At 50.2% G+C, this 21,511-nt stretch carries 15 protein-coding genes; 10 read left to right on the top strand and 5 right to left on the bottom strand.

Annotated elements, in window-relative coordinates; translation table 11 throughout:
- The first annotated feature begins 1 nt into the window (after position 1).
- A complete protein-coding gene (locus KTO58_RS00680) occupies positions 2-1,021 on the top strand; it encodes a DUF4302 domain-containing protein (RefSeq protein ID WP_095841239.1) in 1,020 nt (339 codons plus the stop codon).
- Between the two features lie 69 nt (positions 1,022-1,090).
- Here the strand turns inward: KTO58_RS00680 and KTO58_RS00685 are convergent, their stop codons facing one another.
- The 3 genes from KTO58_RS00685 to KTO58_RS00695 form a co-directional block, all read right to left on the bottom strand.
- Positions 1,091-2,116, bottom strand: coding sequence for a PorP/SprF family type IX secretion system membrane protein (locus KTO58_RS00685; RefSeq protein WP_095841238.1), 1,026 nt, complete (start codon positions 2,114-2,116; stop codon positions 1,091-1,093).
- A gap of 55 nt (positions 2,117-2,171) precedes the next feature.
- Complete coding sequence (locus tag KTO58_RS00690) at positions 2,172-5,000, bottom strand: T9SS type B sorting domain-containing protein (RefSeq protein ID WP_198315062.1); 2,829 nt, start codon at positions 4,998-5,000, stop codon at positions 2,172-2,174.
- 159 nt (positions 5,001-5,159) lie between these two features.
- Positions 5,160-10,028, bottom strand: a complete 4,869-nt coding sequence (locus KTO58_RS00695; protein WP_095841236.1) for a PKD domain-containing protein — start codon at positions 10,026-10,028, stop codon at positions 5,160-5,162.
- A 250-nt stretch (positions 10,029-10,278) separates the two neighbouring features.
- Here KTO58_RS00695 and KTO58_RS00700 point away from each other — a divergent pair, with 250 nt between their 5' ends.
- From KTO58_RS00700 to KTO58_RS00710, 3 genes are all read left to right on the top strand, one after another.
- Positions 10,279-10,860 carry a methyltransferase domain-containing protein gene (locus tag KTO58_RS00700; RefSeq protein WP_095841235.1) on the top strand — a complete coding sequence of 194 codons (582 nt, stop codon included), beginning with the start codon at positions 10,279-10,281 and terminating at the stop codon, positions 10,858-10,860.
- A gap of 6 nt (positions 10,861-10,866) precedes the next feature.
- Positions 10,867-11,571 (top strand): thioredoxin domain-containing protein, encoded by a 705-nt coding sequence (locus KTO58_RS00705; RefSeq protein WP_095841234.1) that lies wholly within the window; start codon positions 10,867-10,869, stop codon positions 11,569-11,571.
- Positions 11,572-11,700: 129 nt separating this feature from the next.
- Positions 11,701-12,417 carry a DsbA family protein gene (locus KTO58_RS00710; protein ID WP_157753305.1) on the top strand — a complete coding sequence of 239 codons (717 nt, stop codon included), beginning with the start codon at positions 11,701-11,703 and terminating at the stop codon, positions 12,415-12,417.
- Between the two features lie 369 nt (positions 12,418-12,786).
- On the opposite strand, the gene KTO58_RS00715 is transcribed toward KTO58_RS00710, so the two are convergent.
- Entirely contained in the window at positions 12,787-14,298 is a 1,512-nt protein-coding gene (locus KTO58_RS00715; protein ID WP_095841232.1) for a carboxypeptidase M32, read from the bottom strand.
- Positions 14,299-14,386: 88 nt separating this feature from the next.
- Here KTO58_RS00715 and KTO58_RS00720 point away from each other — a divergent pair, with 88 nt between their 5' ends.
- The 6 genes from KTO58_RS00720 (at position 14,387) to KTO58_RS00745 (ending at position 20,983) form a co-directional block, all read left to right on the top strand.
- Positions 14,387-15,481 carry a Nif3-like dinuclear metal center hexameric protein gene (locus KTO58_RS00720; RefSeq protein WP_095841231.1) on the top strand — a complete coding sequence of 365 codons (1,095 nt, stop codon included), beginning with the start codon at positions 14,387-14,389 and terminating at the stop codon, positions 15,479-15,481.
- Positions 15,482-15,484: 3 nt separating this feature from the next.
- Positions 15,485-16,237 carry a zinc ribbon domain-containing protein gene (locus KTO58_RS00725; protein ID WP_095841230.1) on the top strand — a complete coding sequence of 251 codons (753 nt, stop codon included), beginning with the start codon at positions 15,485-15,487 and terminating at the stop codon, positions 16,235-16,237.
- Between the two features lie 167 nt (positions 16,238-16,404).
- On the top strand, positions 16,405-17,889 hold the full coding sequence (locus tag KTO58_RS00730; protein WP_225859996.1) for a tetratricopeptide repeat protein: 1,485 nt from the start codon (positions 16,405-16,407) through the stop codon (positions 17,887-17,889).
- Between the two features lie 67 nt (positions 17,890-17,956).
- The gene (locus KTO58_RS28850) at positions 17,957-18,175 is read left to right on the top strand and encodes a type II toxin-antitoxin system Phd/YefM family antitoxin (protein ID WP_095841228.1); all 219 of its coding nucleotides are present in this window, start codon (positions 17,957-17,959) and stop codon (positions 18,173-18,175) included.
- A 207-nt stretch (positions 18,176-18,382) separates the two neighbouring features.
- Complete coding sequence (gene recN, locus KTO58_RS00740) at positions 18,383-20,032, top strand: DNA repair protein RecN (protein WP_095841227.1); 1,650 nt, start codon at positions 18,383-18,385, stop codon at positions 20,030-20,032.
- Between the two features lie 123 nt (positions 20,033-20,155).
- On the top strand, positions 20,156-20,983 hold the full coding sequence (locus KTO58_RS00745; RefSeq protein ID WP_095841226.1) for an enoyl-ACP reductase FabI: 828 nt from the start codon (positions 20,156-20,158) through the stop codon (positions 20,981-20,983).
- 224 nt (positions 20,984-21,207) lie between these two features.
- On the opposite strand, the gene KTO58_RS00750 is transcribed toward KTO58_RS00745, so the two are convergent.
- Entirely contained in the window at positions 21,208-21,429 is a 222-nt protein-coding gene (locus KTO58_RS00750; protein WP_012794455.1) for a DUF2795 domain-containing protein, read from the bottom strand.
- Positions 21,430-21,511: the final 82 nt, after the last annotated feature.

Here is a 21,511-nt window from a genome sequence, read left to right on the forward strand (position 1 = left end):
TATGTATAAATTATTTAAACCAATAGCTGGGTATATATTATGTCTGCTGGCAGCCAGTATCGCTTCCTGCGAAAAAGATAACATTACCACCACTACAGAAAAACTCGCGGCAACAGTCACCGCCACAGAACAGGAACTCGTGCGAAACCTGGGAAGCGCACCCAATGGCTGGGTGATAATGGTCAAAACAGAACAGTCTGATACCGTCTACGTACCAGTCGTAATGAAGTTTGATACCGCGAAAAATATCGTAAGCATGAGAACAGTATACGGTACCACCACCCAAAACAAATCTACCTACCTGGTGAACAAAGGCGTTTCCGGCACCTTACTCAACTTCTCCGGCGGATCGGTCATATCCTCCCTGATGCGCATGGGTAGCCCCTATAGCAATATAACCGATTACGTATTCAAAGTACTGGATGTACAAAAAGAAACCATCACCATCCAATGCTTGAAGAGTGGCGCAGCCTATAAACCCGAAGGGGGAGCAACATTTGTGTTGTTTAAAAGACCAGATAGCTGGAAATGGGCAGACGATGCCGTATTACTCGACCTGAGAAATATAACGGACCTCAAAGACATTAATGGCATACAGGGAACATTAAATCTCCGCTACCAACAGCCGGTAGCCAACATAAGCATCCCTTTCCTATTTGACTTGAGTACCATCCAACCATTCCTGGCTGCCTGGCAAAACTGGGACCCGATCTCAGGCAATCCGTCTGCCGATGTGTACGACAAAATGTACCCGTTTTATAATTACGTTGCATTGAATGGAAATACAGCGGATACCTACCCGGTAGCGCGGCAGGGACACAACGCCTGGTTCTACATCCCTTTCCGGGTAAGCACACTCACAGAGCCCGTCGGTCACAACATAGCAATGGCCAAAGCCATCAAAACCCCCTACTTGGCTGTTAACAAAGTAGACAAACAGGGGGGAAAGGTAACCATCAGCGTCGCCGCATATGACAAAACAGGCAAAGAATACCTGACAGGAGAGTATAAAAACTTCTGATCCGGCTTCTTCATAAAAAAGCCCGGACATACTACATGTCCGGGCTTCGTATTATCAGCAGATATCCGCCTAAAATCTCGGGCAGTTCACACTCTCTAATGTACTGTTCCGGCTGTTCAGGAAATCCTTGAACACCAGCGACAGCTCAAAGCCGCCAAAAGACTGACTCACCGTACGCAGCTTCGAAATATTGGCATCATAACTCACCGCTATCTCATACTTACCCATATCCAGCTTGACCACCGGCACGATCGCATCATTCCAGCGTAAAAACAACCCACCATAAATACCCCGGTCAGACTCCAAACCCTGGTCCATCAATCCATAACCAATCAACCCGCCGCCAATGAACTCCGTATAAGAACCCTGGTGCAGCTGATTATATTGACCAATGAACTTCACCCGCTCCGACATAGGGATCGTAATACCAGCGTTGATAGTGAACTTCATCGCCAGCTCCGCCGTCTTGTCTTTATAAAAGGATACCTTCGGCTTGTTGAAATGATACACCGCTGCCCCAAAGAAGTAATTCACATCTTCTCCGATCGTACTGTTAAAACTCATACCTGCACCCGCATCCAGGTAAGTATACCCTTGCAATGCCAGCCGCCCCTCCTCACCGGTAGGAGCCGAGGGGTCAAAACGTCCCCCCATATACTGGTTGTTGAAAGTCAGATGAGAGGGGTCAAACTGCCGCTGCACAACACCGCCCATAAATCCCAGCGACAGAAACATGTTCCGCGTCTCACTGAGCGATTTATGATAGTTGACAGCAGGTAAGAATTGCACCGATTGTAACCGGGAAGTGCCCGCACGGTCATAGGTCATCTGCACACCGGCAGTGACAAAGTCATAAGCGCCTACAGGAAACTTTAACTCCCCGCTTACCGTCCCCGTCTGGTAAGGGATCGTGACACTGTTCCATTGATTGCGGTAAACCGCCTGTACTCTTACATCCCCATTAAAAATACCTATCAACGCAGGATTGCGTAAGATCGGCGTCTCATAGAATTGGGATAAGTGTATGTCCTGGGCATTCACGGCTGTAGTACCGCAAATACCAATAGCCATCAGTATTACTCTAAAGGCTTTCATATTGGCAAAGGTTTTTTTAGGTATGGTCTATGGTGCTCTAAAATTGTCCGAAAAACTATCTGAATAACGTTATATTCCCCTTCAGCTGGAAGAAATCTTGAGTGTCACAGTAGGCCTCCAGCAAATAAACATATACATCCGCAGGTTGCGGCTTGCCGGCAAAGGTACCATTCCATCCGAAACTTACATCATCAATGTTGAAGTTTTCACGCCGGAACACCTCCTGGCCCACCCGGTTAAAGATCCGGAACGACTTGATCACCTGGATACCCTTCCCCCGTACATAAAAAATGTCATTCTGACCATCCCCGTTAGGACTGAAGGCATTAGGGATGAAAACCACATCCTGACTACATATCAGCTCAATATCCACCACGTCACTTTTGATACAACCATACTGGTTCGTCACCGTCAGACTATAAGTAGTCGGCTTCCGTACCAAAGCCGGGGTAGTAGGACAAGTACCGCAATCCAGGTAATCCTTCGGCGTCCATTCCCATTTCACCACATCCGCACTATAGGTAGACTGCAACGTAATAGGCGTCCCCACGATCACCGATTGATCCCTGCCGGCATTCACCGTAGGCAACGGCCGTACCGATATCTTGACCTGCTTGCTCTCCGATGGACAACTACCGTCATTAGATCCCGTTACCGTATATACAATGTCCCCCGCCGGCGTAGTAATAGGTGCCGCCACATTGGTCACCGTCAGGTAATCCGCAGGCGACCAGCTATAGTGGGTAGCCCCCGAAGATGTCAGCAACACCGAGTTACCCACACATACCGTCGTATCCGTCCGCACCGCCAGCTGCACCTTCGGCACCACCTGCAACGTAATAGAATCCTTCACCGAACAGCCTTGCACATTGGTCGCCGTAACATAATACTTGCTGTTAACAGTAGGAGAGGCCTGCGTAACCGCACAATCCGTACAACTCAATCCCACCGGTGGCGACCATTGCACCGCCGCATTGGTCTGCGCCGTCAGCGTAATACTGTTACCCTCACAGAGCTTACTCCCGGGCGCCGTAGCCCGTACCGTCGGCACCGGCTGTATGATCACCTGCTTCTCGATAGAATCTACACAGTTACGGGCGTCAATAGCCACCAGCTTGATACGCACCGTACCTGCCGCAGTATAGGTCAGTGGGGTAGGAGCCTGCGCCGTCGAAGTAACACCGCCGCCCAACTGCCACCGCCAGCTGGTCAATGGGATATTAGGACTGGGCTGAGAATTGTTCACCAACGTCACCGGCTGCCCCGTACAAGCCGTCCCACTTACCGCAAAATCAGCCACCGGCGCTATAATGTTAATATGGTGCTGCTTCACAATCGTATCCGGACAATATAAACTGGCATCCTTGTACTGGATGATCAGCGTATCCGTGTAGGTCCCCTTGTTGGCAAACAGCTTCCGCACATCCGGCAACGTCGTATTCACCACCCCGCCGTCACCGAAACGCCAGCTGTAACCTCCTACCAGCTGAGAGGGTACATTCAGTACCCCATAGCTGATATCCTGCCCGCGGCAAATAGTGTTTACCCCCGTGTTGAAATCAGCCCGGAAATAGGTAAGCGTCTGGAAATCACTGGTCGTACAATTGTTGGCCGCGTCTTTAAGTGTCAACCTGACAGTATAACTGTTAGGTTGTGAATAAATATGCGTCGCATGCTGACTGGATACCGGCGTACTGCCGTCTCCAAAATCCCATTCATAGGTCACCCCGGGGACCGTAACAGAAGTGTTCGTGAAAATAAATTCATTCTTGTTCGTACAGGACCGCTGCCAGCTAAACCGCGCTACCACACCGTTCACCTGCACCTCCACCGGCGCCGCCGCCTGGTAACAACCATTCGAACCGGCCTGCATCCGCACCGTCAGCATGCCGTTCGCACGAAACTGATGCGTAATATCATGATCCGCACCCGCCGCCGTCGTACCGTCGCCAAAATCCCAACGGTAATCATCCGCATTCGTCGCATCGGCCAGCAATCGCACCGGCGCTCCCGTACAACTCACCACCGCAGGCGTCACCGTAAAACTGATATTACCGGGCGCCGTACCTGCTTTTACCCGCCGAGCAAACGTACGCGTAGCCGTACACCCTTGCTGCGTAGTAATGGTCAGCGTCACATCATACCCGCCCACATTCGCATACCGGTGACGTACATTGGGCACACTCGTCGTCTGCATACTGCCGTCTCCAAATGCCCACTGATACGCCGTCACCAGGTTATTCCCCAACCCGCTCACCGTCGCCGTCAACATAGCATCGAATGGCGCACATCCCTCCGTACCACCGTCAGCAAGCACCAATACCGGCAGCTCCACTTTGATAAAAGCATATTTCGTAATAGTCTCCGTACATCCTTGCGCATTCGCCACACTCACCGTCACATCAAAATGACCGGCCTTACTGTACACATGCTGTACATAATTGTTCGATGTCGTCACCGGTGCACTGCCATCCCCGAAATCCCACGTACGCAATACCCCGTTGCTCGTATACTCCGTAAATGTCGCCGTATAACCCTTACAACTGCTAGCCTGATCCACCGTGAAATCCGGCTTCGGCGTTGCATGTATCGTAATGTCCTTCCACACCTCACTGGTACCCGTACTATAAGTCGCCGTCAGCTTCACCCGGTAAGTACCGGGCGTAGTATACGTCACCTGCGCATCCGTCGTCGTCACACGCCGCCCGTCACCAAAATCCCATTGGTAAGAAGTAGCAACACCCGTAGAAGTATTTTTGAAAGAAAGCGTAGCTGGTGCACAATGAGTGGTCGGATCAGCCGTGTAAGTATAAGTAGCCTGCTGTGCCGTCACCGCCACACTGTAACCAATGCCGGCAAATACCAGCATAACACGCAACAGCATAGGAAAAAACGTTGACCTAAGGTATTTCATAGGAGATAGGTATGGTAAAATTGCTACAAATTAAGAAAAATTACAGAATGTAACAGATGTAATATCCGCTCATATTAAGTATCAATTGGTTATAAAAAAGCCGGGAGCTGTCGCCCCCGGCCCGTATCGTTATCGCAACACCGTCACATTCCCCTTCAACACAAAGAGCTCACCCGTGTCACAGACCAGCTCTGCATAGTAAATGAACACCTCCGGATTCACCACCTGCCCGTTGATCTTACCGTCCCATCCCATCGACATATCCTCGATATTGAAGTTGCCGCGCTCAAACATCACCTGCCCCCACCGGTTAAAGATCCGGAACACCTTCACCAACCGGATACCCTTCCCGCGTATATAGAACACATCATTCTGACCGTCCCCGTTAGGCGTAAAGGTATTAGGCAGGAACGTAACCCCCGACTGACAAACCAACTTGATCGTAATATCATCCGTACTCACACAACCGTATTGATTGCTGGCCGTTACCAGGTACGTCATCGCCGTCTTAGGCGATACCAGCGGTTGCAGACAATCCGTACAACTTAACCCGGTCGCCGGCTGCCATTGTACCCGCGTAATGTCCGGACTACCCTGCGCCGGTATCCGTATCTCCGAACCCACCGGCACCACCATATCCTGCCCCGCATTGATCTGCGGAGAAGGCCGCACCGTCACCAACACACGTGCCGTATCCCGGAAACAGGCATCCCGGCCGAAACCAACCACCTCGTAGGTAGTCGAAATAGCAGGACTGGCAATAGGATCTGCTACATCAGAACGATTCAACCCTTCAGCGGGTATCCACTGATAACGCGTCGCCCCACTCGCATGCAACTGCACATTTTTACCGTTACACATCTCCGCATTCACCGCCTGTACCTTATGCCGCTGCGTCACCGTTACACGTATATCCGCTTCATTGGTACATCCATACTGGCTCTCCGCAAGTACATGATACACCGTATCCACCAATGGCGATACCACGGGCGATAAACTATGAATATTAGAGATCTGGTAGTTCGTCCATGTCACCTGTGTACCAGGGTCCGTATTCGTTTGCAACTGCGTCGAAGATCCCACACATACATTTTGCGGCGACCCCAGGTTCAATCGGGGAGGAGCATGCACCGTAATAGTCGCATTCGCCGTATTCGGACACGTACCGTCCGCATTAGTAATCGTTAGCTTCACAGGGATAACGCCGGGCTGTGAAATAGTCTGCCGAGGCGGCTCTATCACATTCATCGGCTGACCATCACCCACCTGCCAGGTCCATTGCGTACCAGGCAAATTACCTGTCTCCCGCCCTTGCAACCGCACACTGTAACCCGCACAGATAGGAGTGATCGGCAATATCTCCGCCACAGGCTGCGGCGCTACCTTAATAGGAAGTGTCGCCTCCGCCTTACACCCAAATGCACTGGTCGTCACCAGCTTGATCGTATAATCTCCGGGCTTGTCATAACGGAATTGCGGATCAGCAACATTACTCACATCATCCGTACGGTCCGCCACCCCAAAGTCCCAGGCATAACTCATCGCACGTCCTTCCTTCGTATTCGATACACTGCTGCTCTTATTCGTAAGACGGATAATACCGCCGCCACAAGCCAGCGTCGCATCAGATGTGAAATCAGCCAATACCTTGTCGATCAATACCCGCTCACTACCCAACGCCGGCACCTGGCACCCGCGGTTATCTTCCAGTATCACTCGGGGATAATAAACACCTTCCTTCGGATAGGTGTAAGAAGCACTGGGCGTGGTACCGGTCATCACCGTACCATCATCAAAATCCCAGATATACTTCACCGCATTCGTAGCCGTCACCCGCATCGTCACCTCCGCCGGCAAACACGCATCCTTCGGCGTCGCCGTCTGCCGCCCGTCAGGTCCCTGTATATGTATGTTCTTAGATAATGCATTACTACAGCCGCCTTCCGTATACACCGTCAGCGTCACCGGGTAATCACCGGGTCGGTTATAAGCATGCGTAGGCGTCTGCTGCTGCGATGTACTGCCGTCCCCAAACTCCCAGGCACTACGCACATAACCGGTAGAAGCATTCGTGAAAGATACCAGCACCGGCGGACAGGGAGCCAGCTGCGACGGAAAACTGAACGCCGCCCGCGGATCTCCCACCTGGATATAGTTACTGGCCGTCGTACGGTCCTCACATCCCTGGCTGTTCGCCACCGTCAGCGTAATATTGTACTGACCGGGCTGCTGATACTGATGCACCGGGTTCTCCGCCGTACTGGTACCGCCGTCCCCAAAATCCCACTTGAATTTCGTCGCCCCTTGTGACGTACTGAAGAAAGAAAAATCCTTGTTAAGACAGGCCTCCGCACTCAACGTACTGAACACCGCACGGATCACCGCAACATCTACCGTAGTCGTCACCGAATCCTTACACTGATGCTCATCCGTCACCACCAACCGCACCGGGTACTGACCAAAATTTTGAAAACTATGAGGATAATGCTCCGGCCGGGTCGCCACATCCACATCCGGCGTCCCGTCAGCAAAACGCCAGGTCCAGTTCGTGATCTTATTGCCCGAACTGGCAGAAGAAGCATCCTTGAAAGTCATCGTACTGCCCTTACAGGCCTGCCCGTCAACCGTAAACCGCGCCTTCGCCCCATTCACCACGATCGGTAATATCGGCGACTGCACCGTACACTGGTTCGCATCTACAATCTCCAGGTACACATCATACTTGCCGGATGAACTATATCGCTTCACCACCGCTTGGGAAGCATCAAACTGCTCCCTCGGGATCGTCACCACCGTCCCGTCCCCAAAGTTGATACGGTACAACAGAATATTACCATACTGCATCGGCCCCACCATAAACCGGAACGCATCTCCGCCTATACAGGCACTGTTCACATTCACCGTCAACGTCGGATGCTCGTCGATCACATTCACCACCTGACGACTCACCGACTCACAATGCCCGTCACTCACCGTCAACACCACCGTATACTGCCCGGGCTTCGCATAACTATGAGAGGGCGACTGATCCGTCACAATAGCACTGCCATCCCCGAAATCCCACTTCCAGCGCTTCGGATTGTCAGGCCCAAACTCCGATTCATCCACAAAACGATAAAATAACTTGTTATCACAATCCTTGATCACCCGGAACCGCGATACCGGCGGGTAGATCTTAACGAAATCCTTCTTGAGCAACGTACTCACACACCCGTAGTTCTTCACCACCAACGCCACATCATGATTGCCGAAATGCTGGAACTGATGCTTCGGCGATTCATCATAACTGTTCGTACCGTCCTGCACAAAAGACCAATACCAGGAAGTACCCCTGGGCTGCGACAGGTTCGTAAATTGCACATTCGTCGGCTGACAGGTCTCCTTCGGCGTAGCATCAAAATCTACCACCGGCTTACGGCCCGCACTGGCCATACCGCCAGTCGTCACCTTACACCCCCCTGCCGTCGTTACCTCCAGCGTCACCGCAAAATTGCCTTCCGTCGTATAAATATGTTTAGGGGCCTTATCCGTACTGGTAGCCCCGTCGCCAAAATCCCACTTGTAACTCACCACCGGGTCCAGCGTGTTCACAGAAGAGGTAAATGAAGCCTCAAAAGGCAAACACCCTTCCGCCAACGCTGGCGTAATAGTCGCCTCCACCCGCTTAAGCTGTATATATTCCTTGAGCGTCAGCGAATGGCTGCAACCTTGCGCATTCGTCGCCACCAGCGTCACCGTATACTTACCTTCCGCCTGGTATGCATGCAAAGGGTTTTGCTGCGTAGAAGTACCACCATCACCAAAACTCCAGTACCATTTTACCGCATTACCCGTCTGCGCCGTAAACTGCGTACTCGAAGGGATCGCACAACTGGGATTAGGCGTCGCCGTAAAGCCTACCGCCGGCGGCGTCTCCACATGCACCGTCTTCGTAATCTCCTGCTGGCAACCGTCGCCGATCGCCAGCATCTTCACCTGGAAATCACCGGCACTGCCAAAAGTATAGGTAGCATGGATACCCTGCTGCGTACTGCCGTCCGGGAACGTCCAGATCGCCTGCCGCGGCCTGGGCTGCGTAGTATTGGTCAACGTCACCCGGTTACCGGTACAGATAGTCTGCGCAGGCGCAAAATCAGGCTTTATCTGCTGAATAGCAATGTAATCCGCCTCCCGGATCGTATGCACACACCCACCACTGGTCTTAGCCGTCAACGTCACCGTAAACAAACCTTCCGTCTGGTAAGTATGCTGCGGATGCTCCTCCGTACTCGTCGTCCCATCCCCGAAATTCCACTCATACGTCAATACCGTACCTCCGGGATGCTTAGTCGTATTGAAAAAATGTACATTATAAGGGGGCGCCTGGCAAGTACCTTGCCCGTCACTGCTGAAACTGGCCACCGGCGCATCCTGCACCTCCACCACCTGCGAAGATCCATTGGTACACCCATGACTGTTCGTCACAATGTTCGAAATGTTCATCCGCCCGCCCGTCGTATAAGTATGCGCCATCGTTGCCCCCTCCCCGCTGGTACCGTCCCCGAAATCCCAGGTCACCTTCGCAATCGTTCCGTCTCCGGGAGACGACCGGTCCGTCAGCGTCACCGCCAACGGCGTACATCCTTGCATCACCGAGGGCGTAAACGCCGCCACCGGGTTCTTGTACACCGTAATCTGCTGCGAAACCTGCTCCGCAGGCCGCCCCGCATACTTCACCGTCAACGTTACCGTATAAGTCCCCGGCACATCAAAGATCTTACCGGGCTCCCATTGCGTAGACCCCGCCCCAATACCAAACGTCCACTCCCAACTCTCCGCTGGCTGATCAGATGTATTGTTGAATTGTACATACAATGGCACACATCCAGAAGACTTGGATGCAATAAAAGAAGGCTTCGACTGACCATAGCCAGTCATAAAGCCAAAAAATAGCCATGTCAGGCATAAAACTACGTGCCGGTAGCATACCCGTTGGTATAGGTGCAGTTGGTAATTCATCTAGGAATGGTTATCACCCGCTCGGGACGGATCAAATGGTTTTTTCAATGCAAAGGTATGCGCCTTTTTCAGATTTACCGCCTTAAAACCGCAGGGAAGCACACTTTATAACACATTATGACATAAAAATGTAATACTCAACAGTGTTGTTTGTACGCAATGTCGGGGCCGCAAACCGTTTTACTATTTCACAGGTTAGACATAATTTAAAGCACATTTAATATAACTTTCCACTATAAAACCACCCACCATGGACATATTGGATGCGAACTACTGGGACAACAGATACCAACAGGGACAAACCGAATGGGACATGGGACAAGTATCCCCACCCCTCCGCAATTACATCGATCAGCTCACAGATAAGAATAAACGCATATGCATCCCCGGCGGTGGCAATAGCTATGAAGCAGATTACCTCTGGCGACTTGGATTCACCAATATCACCGTCCTCGATATATCACCAGTCGTCACCGAACGCCTCCTGCACAAATTCGATGGCACCGATATCAACGTTCACAACGTAGACTTCTTCCAACACCAGGATACCTACGACCTCATAATCGAACAAACCTTCTTCTGCGCCCTCGATCCCGCACTCCGACCCGAGTATGTCAAACATATACACCAGCTACTGGCACCGGCCGGACAGCTCGTAGGCGTCCTCTTCGATCGCAACTTCCCACCTCCTGGCCCGCCTTTTGGTGGTAATAGCGCAGAATACCGCGACCTCTTGTCGCCTTATTTTAATTTCAGGACCTTTGAAACGTGTTACAATTCGCATCCTGCCCGCCAGGATAAGGAACTGTTCATCAACCTTGTCAAAAAGTAAACAGATATGAAAACAGGAAAATGTGTGTGGCTACTCTGCATACTGCTGAGTATGCACTTCGCCACAATAGCCCAGGACAAAAAATCAGCAGTAGACGTTGAAACCTTCGAAGAAGGCATGCAGCAACCGGGCGTACAGATATTTGACGTAAGAACTGCCGCAGAATTTAATACCGGCCACCTGCCAAATGCCCTCCAGGCCGATTATAAAAAGCCCGATGAATTTAAAACCAGAGTAGCCGCCCTCGATAAAGATAAACCCGTCTATATCTACTGCCTCGCCGGCGCCCGTAGCGCAGACGCCGCTAAAACCCTCCGCGATAACGGCTTCAAAGAAGTAGTAGAACTCAAAGGTGGCATCAACGCCTGGAAACAAGCAGGCAAAAGCCTCGATGGCGTCAAACAACAAGAACCCGAACAGTCCCCCGAAACATTCGAAAAAGCCCTCAACACCAGCCAGCTCGTACTCGTCGATGTAGGCGCCTCCTGGTGCCCACCTTGCCGTAAAATGGACCCCGTCGTCCAAAAATACCTGCAGGCTCATAAAGAAGTTAAACTCGTAAAAGTAGATGGCGGAAGAGACCAGACCATCATGAAATCACTCCACGTCACCACATTGCCCACCTTCATCTTCTACCGCGATGGTAAAGAAATAGGCCGCAAAGAAGGAATCGTACCAGCCACCGACTTCGACAATGCCTTCCGCCAGTAAACACATGGATGGATCAGCATTCCACATAAGCCATTGTGACGTCATCTGCCCCCGCAATACGCCGCAATGGCATCTTTTTTCCTGGTGGATCGCTTTTTGATCCCTCTTCACACAATGCAAATAACAATCATGAATAAACCTAAACTCATATATGTCATGGATGCCTACTGCAGCTGGTGCTACGGCTTCAGCCCGGTCATCCGTAAACTGTCCGAAAAATACGCGGGCGTACTCGATACCGAAGTACTCAGCGGCGGCATGATCCCCGAAGACATGCCCGTCACCGAACTGCTCAAACGCTTCGACGACCCCATCGCCGCCTACACCCGCGTGCAGGAAACCACCGGTGTACCCTTCGGCGAAAAATACCTCGACTTCATCCGGCAAGCAGCCAATTCCTCCCGAATTATGAACAGTGAATTGCCGGCCAAAGCGATGATCGCCCTCAAAACACTGGCCCCGGGCCAACAAGCCCAACAGGCCGGCGATGTACAAATGGCCGTATTCCAAGACGCCAAAGACCTCACCGATATCAATACCTACCTGCCCATCGCCGCCAGCTATGGCATAGACCAGGCCGCCTTCGAACAAATTTTCAACGACGAACAACTGTTCGATGAAGCCCGCTACGAATTCCAATTGGCCAAACAATTACAGGTCACCGGATACCCGGCCGTATTAATGCAGGTAGCCGAAGATAAATGCTACCTCATCGCCAGGGGATATACCGACTACGACTCCCTCCGGCAACGCGTCGATAGCGTACTGGCAGAAACCCGCCCGCAGATCACCGATATCAGCACAGCAGGAGAGAGCTGCTCCGTAAACAATCCCGACGCCTGCTGATAAACGCCTGCAAACAAAGACTACAGTTTCCTCCTCATAAAAAAAAGCGGCGATATCTGATTGATATCGCCGCTTTCATTACATACCCTCCCAGACAATTGTACTTATCAGGAAAGACACTTTCCAAACATGTTCCTATATCATTCCTGTATCATTCCTGTATCATTCGTATAACATTTGTATAAGCGAAGCATAGGCAAGCCTATACAATGAGTATACAATGGGTATAGATAGCTTATACAATGACTATAGAACGCTTATACAATGCTTATACAACGGCTATACAACAGGTGGGTAATAGCCTGATTATTAGGTTATTATGTATTTTTTAGTGTCTATTGTATTGATAGTGAATGGATTAGATTGCTCTCAGACATAGATCCCGTTGAACTTCTCCTGCGCATATTCCATAAAGTAACGGAAATGCAGGGGCTCTCCCGTCACCTTCTCACAAAGCGCATTGGAAGTGTAAAAACGACCGTGTACATGAATGTTCTCCCGCAACCAGTGCAATAACGCACCATATTCCCCCTTCGCGATCTGCTCCGGCAGGTCCTTGATCTGCTTACGGACAGCTGCAAAGAACTGCGCCGCATAAAAACTGCCAAGCGAATAGGTCGGGAAATACCCCAATCCCCCATGTGCCCAGTGAATGTCCTGCAACACACCCCGCAGATCGTCCGGTACCGTCACCTGCAAGTATTCCTGGTAATAAGCATTCCAGGTATGATGCAGGTCTTTCGTGCCAATACTGCCGTCCAGCAGCCCCTTCTCTATCTCATAGCGGATCATCACATGGAAATGATAGGTCAGCTCGTCCGCCTCCGTACGGATCAGCGAGGGACTCACCTGGTTGATCCCCTTGTAAAAATCAGTCAGCGACACCTCCCCGAGGCTCTCCGGAAACAAACGCTGCACCTTCCCGTAATGATGCGCCCAGAAACCCTGGCTCCGGCCCACATTGTTCTCCCACAACCGGCTCTGCGACTCATGGATACCCAGGCTGGTCGCTTCCCCGCAGGGCAACCCATACTCCTCGGCCAACAATCCCTGCTCATACAAAGCATGCCCCCCCTCATGCAGACAGCTCCAGGTCATATTCCCAAAGTCCTTTTCATCAATACGCGTTGTCACCCGCACATCATGTGGGTTGAAACTGGTCGTAAACGGATGCTCCGATACATCCTGCCTGCCCGCCCGCAGATCATAACCCATAGCCTTCAGCAGCTCCATACCCAGGCCCCATTGCTTGTCCTTCTCATAGTGTTTATGCAGGAACGATTTATCCACCTGACCCCGGCTGCTGATCGTCCGCAATAACGGCATCAGCTGCGTCTTCACATCCTCAAAGATCGCCTGCAGCATATCCGTCGTAGCCCCTTTCTCATACTCATTCAGCAACGCATTGTAAGGATGCCCGCTATACCCGAGCAGATCAGCCTCCTGCTTCTTTAAAGCCACCATCTGCGACAACAATGGCTCATAAACCGTATAATCGTTGGCCTTACGGGCCTTTATCCACGCATGGTAACACTCGTTCGTCGTCTGCGACAACGTCGCCACAAAACTGGCAGGATACTTCCGCTGCTTCTCATAATCCTCATACGACAACTGCACATTCCGCTGCTCTGTAGCACGCAGATCCGTCCTGCCCCGCAATTCCTCCAGCAACGCCCCTAACTGCGCCGAAGTACTCCACTCATGCGCAATCGTCGACAAGGTCGTAAGCTGCTGACCCCGGAAGGCCGCCCCCTGCTCCGGCAGATAGGTCTCCTGGTCCCAGGCAAGCACAGCCGAGGCATTCCTCACATCTGCAATACGTTGTAATTGGGTCTTATACTCCTGATATAGCGATTGACTCGATTTTCCAGCTACTGTCATGCTGCTTGTTTTTTTGCAAGGTTAGGGATTTATAGCTAAATAGCGAATACCTGCATGCCAATACCCGTTTCCTCCTTAATTTTAAGGCATGAAGATCAGGGACATTATTCAGGTAATAGAAACATTCGCCCCCCTCCGCTATCAGGAAGGATACGACAACGCCGGACTCCTGTTCGGTAACCCCGACTGGGAAGTCACCAACGCATTACTCACCCTCGACACCACCGAAGCCGTGATAGACGAAGCCATCGAAAAAAGCTGCAACCTCATCATCGCACACCATCCCATCATATTCGGCGGCCTCAAAAAGATCACCGGCAGGAACTACGTCGAAAGAGTCGCCATCAAAGCCATCAAAAACGATATCGCCGTCTACACCGCCCATACCAACCTCGACAATGTCCGCAACGGCGTTAGCCGCATGCTCGCCGACCGGTTCGCCCTCCGTGAATGCCAGGTCCTCGAACCTAAAAAAGACCTCCTGTACAAACTATTCACCTTCGTCCCACACCATGCCGCCGATACCGTCAGAAATGCCCTCTTCTCCGCCGGCGCCGGCCATATCGGCAACTATAGCGAATGCAGCTTCAACGCCAAAGGACAAGGCTCCTTCAAAGGCGCCGATAATACCGACCCCTTCGTCGGTACACCCGGCCAACTCCATTTTGAAGAAGAAACAAAACTGGAAATTATTTTTCCCATATATTTGGAAAACCGCATCATAAAGGCACTACTCGAAAGCCACCCCTACGAAGAAGTGGCCTACGATATCGTCAAACTCGAGAATGCGTACCCTCAGGTAGGCTCCGGACTCATCGGCACACTGCCCCAACCCCTCGACGAAATGGAATTCCTCCGCCTCGTCAAGGAACAAACAGGCACCGGCTGCGTCCGCTATACCCCCCCGAGAGGCAAAAAAGTCCATAAAGTCGCCGTCTGTGGCGGCGCAGGTAGCTTCCTGCTCAAAAAAGCCATCGCCGCCGGCGCTGATGCCTATATATCCGCCGATTTTAAGTATCACGAATTTTTTGATGCTGAAAACCAATTGATTATAGCAGACGTCGGACATTTTGAAAGCGAACAGTTCACAGTAGAATTATTTTATATTATATTGACCGAAAATTTCCGTAATTTTGCGCCTCTAAAATCTAGCATTCGTACAAACCCGGTAAATTATTTATAATACATGGCTACTGTAAAAGAATACTCCGTAGAAGAAAAACTGGTATCTGTACTGCGGTTACAGAAAATTGATTCCAAATTGGATGAGATGCAGGTGCTGAAAGGGGAGTTGCCAATCGAGGTGAAAGACCTGGAAGATGAGATCGAGGGTTTGAACACCCGCCTCTCTCACGTGGAAGATGAACTGCAAAGCATTCAGGACTTCGTTGGGAACAAAAAAGCAGCTATCAAAGAATCAGAAGCCCTGGTTAAAAAATACGAGAAACAACAGGATAACGTTAAAAATAACCGTGAATTCGAAGCCATCACCAAAGAGATCGAGATGCAAAACCTCGAAATCAAACTGGCCGAAAAACACATCAAAGACGCAACAGAAGAAGTAAGAGATAAAAACCGCGCCCTCGAAGCCGCTAAAAAAGCCATCGCCGATAAAGAAGGTCACCTTAAACACAAAAAAGGAGAACTGGAAAAAATTATCGGCGAAACCGAAAAAGAAGAGAAAGGCTACGAAAAACAAAGCGAAGACGCTCGTACCAAAGTAGAACCCCGACTCCTCGCCGCCTACGAAAAGATCCGTAAGAATTATCGTAACGGTCTCGCAGTAGTTACCATCGTACGCGACTCCTGCGGCGGTTGCTTCAACGCAATCCCCCCACAACGGCAAGCCGAAATCCGCCAACGCAAAAAAATCATCGTTTGCGAACATTGCGGCCGTATCGTAGTAGATAACGACCTCGAAGCCACCGTAACCATCTAAGCATAACAACTTCGATACCACCATATTCCCGCGAGGCGCCCCTTCAAAAGGGCGCCTCGCTTTTTTTTAGCATAATACTTGCTGGTGCTTATCCCAAAAATGCAATAGTGAGGCCATATCGATCTTTCAAAAATATATACACACCAGAATTCAATACATTTGCAGCTATGCGTTTTCTCTTCCTGGCCCTCCTGCTGAGTGTAGCAACCATCGCCAACGGTCAACAAAAAGTTTATGACTTCAACCCCAGGTGTAAACAAGCCTTCGACGCCATCATGGCCCTGCGAATAGAAGATGGAAAAGCACTCCTCCAAACCGAAAAACAAGAACATCCCGATAACCTCATCCCTTACTTCCTCGACAACTACGCCGACTTCTTCCCCCTCTTCTTTAACGAAGACCCACAAGAATACGCTAACCGCAAAAAATCCCGCAACGAACGCCTGAACAAAATGGCCGAAGGCCCCGACAACTCACCATACTTCCTCTACACACAGGCCGCCATCAAATTCCAATGGGCCATGATCAAAGTGAAATATGGCGAAAAATGGGACGCCGTATGGGAAATACGCAAAGCTTATATCACCCTCAAAGACAACCAACGCCGGTTCCCCCAGTTCCAACCCAACAACATGCTGCTCGGTACCATGCAAACCGTCTTCGGTACCATACCCGAAGGATATAAATGGATCACCAACATACTGGGCCTCAAAGGAAGCCTCCGCCAGGGAATGACCACCCTCCAGTCTTTCATCGATAGCAGCGCTCCCACCGCCATGCTCTTCAAAGACGAATCCTATTACTACTACTGCTACCTCAAACTATTCATAGAAAATAAACCCGAAGACGTATGGCAGTTCATCCAACGCAAACAACTGGATACAAAAAATAATTACCTCTTCGCCCTAATGGTCGGTAACCTCGCCCTCAACAACCAAAAAGCATCCATGGGCATCAAAGTACTGACCGAAAGAAACGATAGCGCCGAATACGCCGATATCGAATACCATAACTACCTCTTCGGCCTGCTCAAACTCACCCGCCTCGATAAAGATGCCAACATATACCTCGAAAAGTTCATCCGCAACTTTAAAGGCAAATTCTACGTCAAAGAAGCCCTCCAAAGACTCAGCTGGTACTACTACCTCCAGGGCAATATGGAAGCCGCCAATAAATACCGCGAACAAATACTCTCCAGGGGTAACACCGAAACCGATGCCGATAAACAAGCCCTCAAAGAGGCCAAAAGCGGCAAATGGCCAGACCCCCTGCTCCTCAAAACAAGATTACTCAGCGATGGCGGCTTTTTCAACGATGCCCTCAAACTCCTCCAATCCAAAAAAGCCGCCGACTTCCCCCAAATGGAAGGCAAACTCGAATACGCCTACCGCCTCGGCCGCATCTACGACGAACTGGGAATGGACGATAAAGCCATCAACATGTACGAAGCCACCATCAAAGTAGGCACCAACCGCCCCGAATACTTTGCGGCCAGAGCATCCCTCCAAATGGCTTATATCTACGAAAAACGACACGATAAAGCCAAAGCCCTCCAGTACTTCCAGACCTGCCTCGACATGAAAGGCCACGACTACAAAAACTCCCTCGATCAACGCTCTAAAGCCGGCATCCAACGCGTCAACGGCAATTAGGCATTATCATACCTTATAGGTACCGATTTAAGTACTTATTTACGTACTTTAGATTATAATATGGAAGTTGTTAACTTACACGCAGTTTAGACAATCACTGAAAATGTATCTGGATAATGTTTCCAAAAACCAGGATACTTTGATAGTGCCTCGAAGCGATGGAGAAAGCGTAGTAATAATCTCCCTGGAGGAGTATAATTCTTATCAGGAGACATTACACCTCATGAAAACAGAAAAGAACAGAACTCATTTAACAGAACCGCCTGGGAAGATTATATCATTATGATTAACATTCGACTGAAAAAATATTAAATATATGAATGAAGGCAGTCTCTTTAAAGGCTGCTTTTTTGTTGCTGCTCTTCTGAAAAAATGAACTCACCCTCCCCACAATTACAAGAGAACGAAAACATAAAATTGTCACCTCAAAATTGTAGCTTAATTTTAGCTACGCATTTACATAACGCAGTGAAGCGCTTATTTTGGTTTCCCTATGTTACAAAGACTAACTGTTAAGAACTACGCTATTATCGATCATCTGGAGATAGATTTCTCCGGCAACTTCAATGTGATCACCGGTGAAACAGGAGCTGGCAAATCCATCCTCCTCGGCGCATTATCCCTCATCCTCGGCGAAAGAGCCGATCCCGGTGTACTGTTTGATAAAAACGGTAAATGCGTCATAGAAGGACTTTTCAAAGTAAAACAAACACGCATCGCCGATTTCTTCCACCGCCATGAACTCGACCTCGAAGACGCCCTCATCATCCGCCGCGAAATCAGCGCCGCCGGCAAATCCCGCGCCTTCGTCAACGATACACCCGTCAACCTGTCCCAGCTCTCCGAACTGAGCCAGCACCTCGTCGACCTCCACCAACAGTTCGATACCCTCGAACTCGAAAAATCCGACTTCCAGCGCGAAGTAGTAGATGCCCTCGTCAACAAACCCGAACAACTACTACAATACCAGCAAACCTATCAACGATACCTGCTGGTATTAAAACAGCTGAAACAACTACAGGACCAAAGAGACAACGCCAACAAAGAACTCGATTATAACAAATTCCTGCTCGACGAACTCGATGAAGCCGCCTTCACCGAAAATGAGATCGAACAACTCGATGAAGAACTCAAAGTACTCAGCCACGCCGAAGAGATCAAAAACATCCTGACTAAAGTATACTACCAGCTGGAAGAAGAGGAACAACCCATCGTACAACAGCTCAAACAAATACAATCCTCCCTGCAGGCACTCTCCGAATACCATAAGGACGTGCCCACCATCGCAGACAGACTCCTGTCCGCATACGTCGAACTGCAGGACATCGCCTCCGATGTAGAACGTATTAACCACCAGATACACTACGATGGCGCCCGCATAGAACAAGTCAACGAACGGCTCGCACTCGGCTACCGCCTCCTCAAAAAACATAGCCTCTCCGATACCGCCAGCCTCATCACCCTCCGAGATCAACTCACCCAACGAGTAGATAGCGTACTCAATCTCGACGAACAACTCGCGCAACTCGAAAAAGACCAGGCCGCCCTCGAACAGTCCCTCCGGCAAATGGCCACCACCATCACCACCAACCGCCAGAAACAGGTCGCACCGTTCGAAAAACAAGTCAACGCCCTCCTGGCACAGGTAGGCATGCCCAACGCCCGCCTCCGCGCAGATATCACCCCCGGCCCCCTCAACCCATACGGCCAGGATCGCATCGAATTCCTCTTCGATGCCAATAAAAGCAACCAGTTCGCCCCCATACGCAAAGTAGCCTCCGGTGGAGAACTTAGCCGCCTCATGCTCTGCATCAAATCACTGGTCGCACAGTCCGTCGCACTACCCACCCTCATATTCGACGAAATAGATACCGGCATCTCCGGCGAAGCAGCCCGGCAGGTAGGTATCATCCTGAAAGACCTCGCCAAAGGCCACCAGATCATCTGTATCACCCACCAACCACAGATCGCCGGCCGCGCCGATGCACACTACTTCGTCTACAAAGACGCCAAAGCCGATAAGGTCCACACACGGGTACGACTGCTCGAACAGGAAGAACGCATCAATAAGATCGCTCAAATGCTCAGCGGCGAAAAACCCACCGCCGCCGCCCTCGAGAATGCCCGCGAAATGGTCAGATAATCCCCCCTATATCCACCTGTATGTCCTGAAAGCCCCTGTAGTGGCTTAAAAGGCATATTCTTGTTTTTATATGTTGGAATTTAATTATAACGACTATTTTTGCCGAAATTAATTTAAGACCACATGGCTCATAATTTATTACAAGGAAAGAAGGGTATCATATTTGGCGCACTGGACGAAAAATCCATCGCTTGGAAAACGGCCCTGCGTTGTGTAGAGCAAGGTGCGGAGATCGTACTCACCAACGCACCGATCGCGCTGCGCATGGGAGAGATCAACAAACTGGCAGAGATCTGTAAAGCGCCTGTAATCCCGGCAGATGTGACCAATATGGACGACATAAAGAACCTGTTCACCAAAACAATGGAACACTTCGGCGGCGGCGTAGACTTTATACTCCACTCCATCGGAATGAGCATGAACATGCGCAAAGGAAAGTCCTATACAGAACTGGACTACGACTTCAATCATAAAACGATGGATATATCCGCCATCTCCCTCCACCGCGTACTGCAAACCGCCTACCAAATGGATGCCATCAACGAATGGGGCTCCGTTGTCGCACTCACCTACATCGCCGCTCAACGAGTATTCCCACACTACAGCGAAATGGCCGATGCCAAATCCCTCCTCGAATCCATCTCCCGTAGCTTCGGATTCCACTATGGCGTTAAAAAACATGTACGTATCAATACCATCTCTCAGTCACCTACAAAAACAACCGCCGGTAGCGGCGTAAAAGGTTTCGACGTATTCGTTGACTACGCCGAAAAAATGAGCCCCCTAGGCAACGCTACCGCCGAACAATGCGCTGATTACACCGTAACATTATTCTCCGATCTCACCCGCATGGTCACTATGCAGAACCTGTTCCACGATGGTGGATTCTCCTTCACAGGTATCTCCCAGATCATCGCTAACGATATGGAAAAACTCCAGGAGAACCAATAATAACCACTCCTGTATAAAATATTCAAAGCCTCTTAGCTGTTACCACAATACACAGCTAAGAGGCTTTATCCATTAAATACATCCCAATATACCCCCCCTCCCCAACCCTCACAGATCAGTTGACACAAATCAGATCACTTGACACAAAAAAAGCCGTCCCCGGCAGGGAGCGGCTCAGTTCTTTTAGCATAGGCTGTTGAGGAAATTACAACAGGGAGAAATGCCTAATATTCGTCCTCATTAAAAAAGAAGTCATCTTGCGACGGATAATCAGACCAGATATCTTCTATTCCCTCGTAAATTTCACCCTCATCCTCCAGTTCCTGCAAATTTTCAATCACTTCAATCGGTGCACCGGAACGGATGGCGTAGTCGATGAGTTCGTCTTTTGTAGCTGGCCATGGAGCATCCTCCAGGTACGAAGCTAATTCTAATGTCCAGTACATGTTATTAAAAGTTTTACTTTCTGAATTTTCGCAAAAGTATTATTTAATTTGAAATAAACAACTATTACTATTTTAACGGTTA

This window comes from Chitinophaga pendula, assembly GCF_020386615.1.
In the GTDB taxonomy this organism is placed as follows: Bacteria; Bacteroidota; Bacteroidia; order Chitinophagales; family Chitinophagaceae; genus Chitinophaga; species Chitinophaga pendula.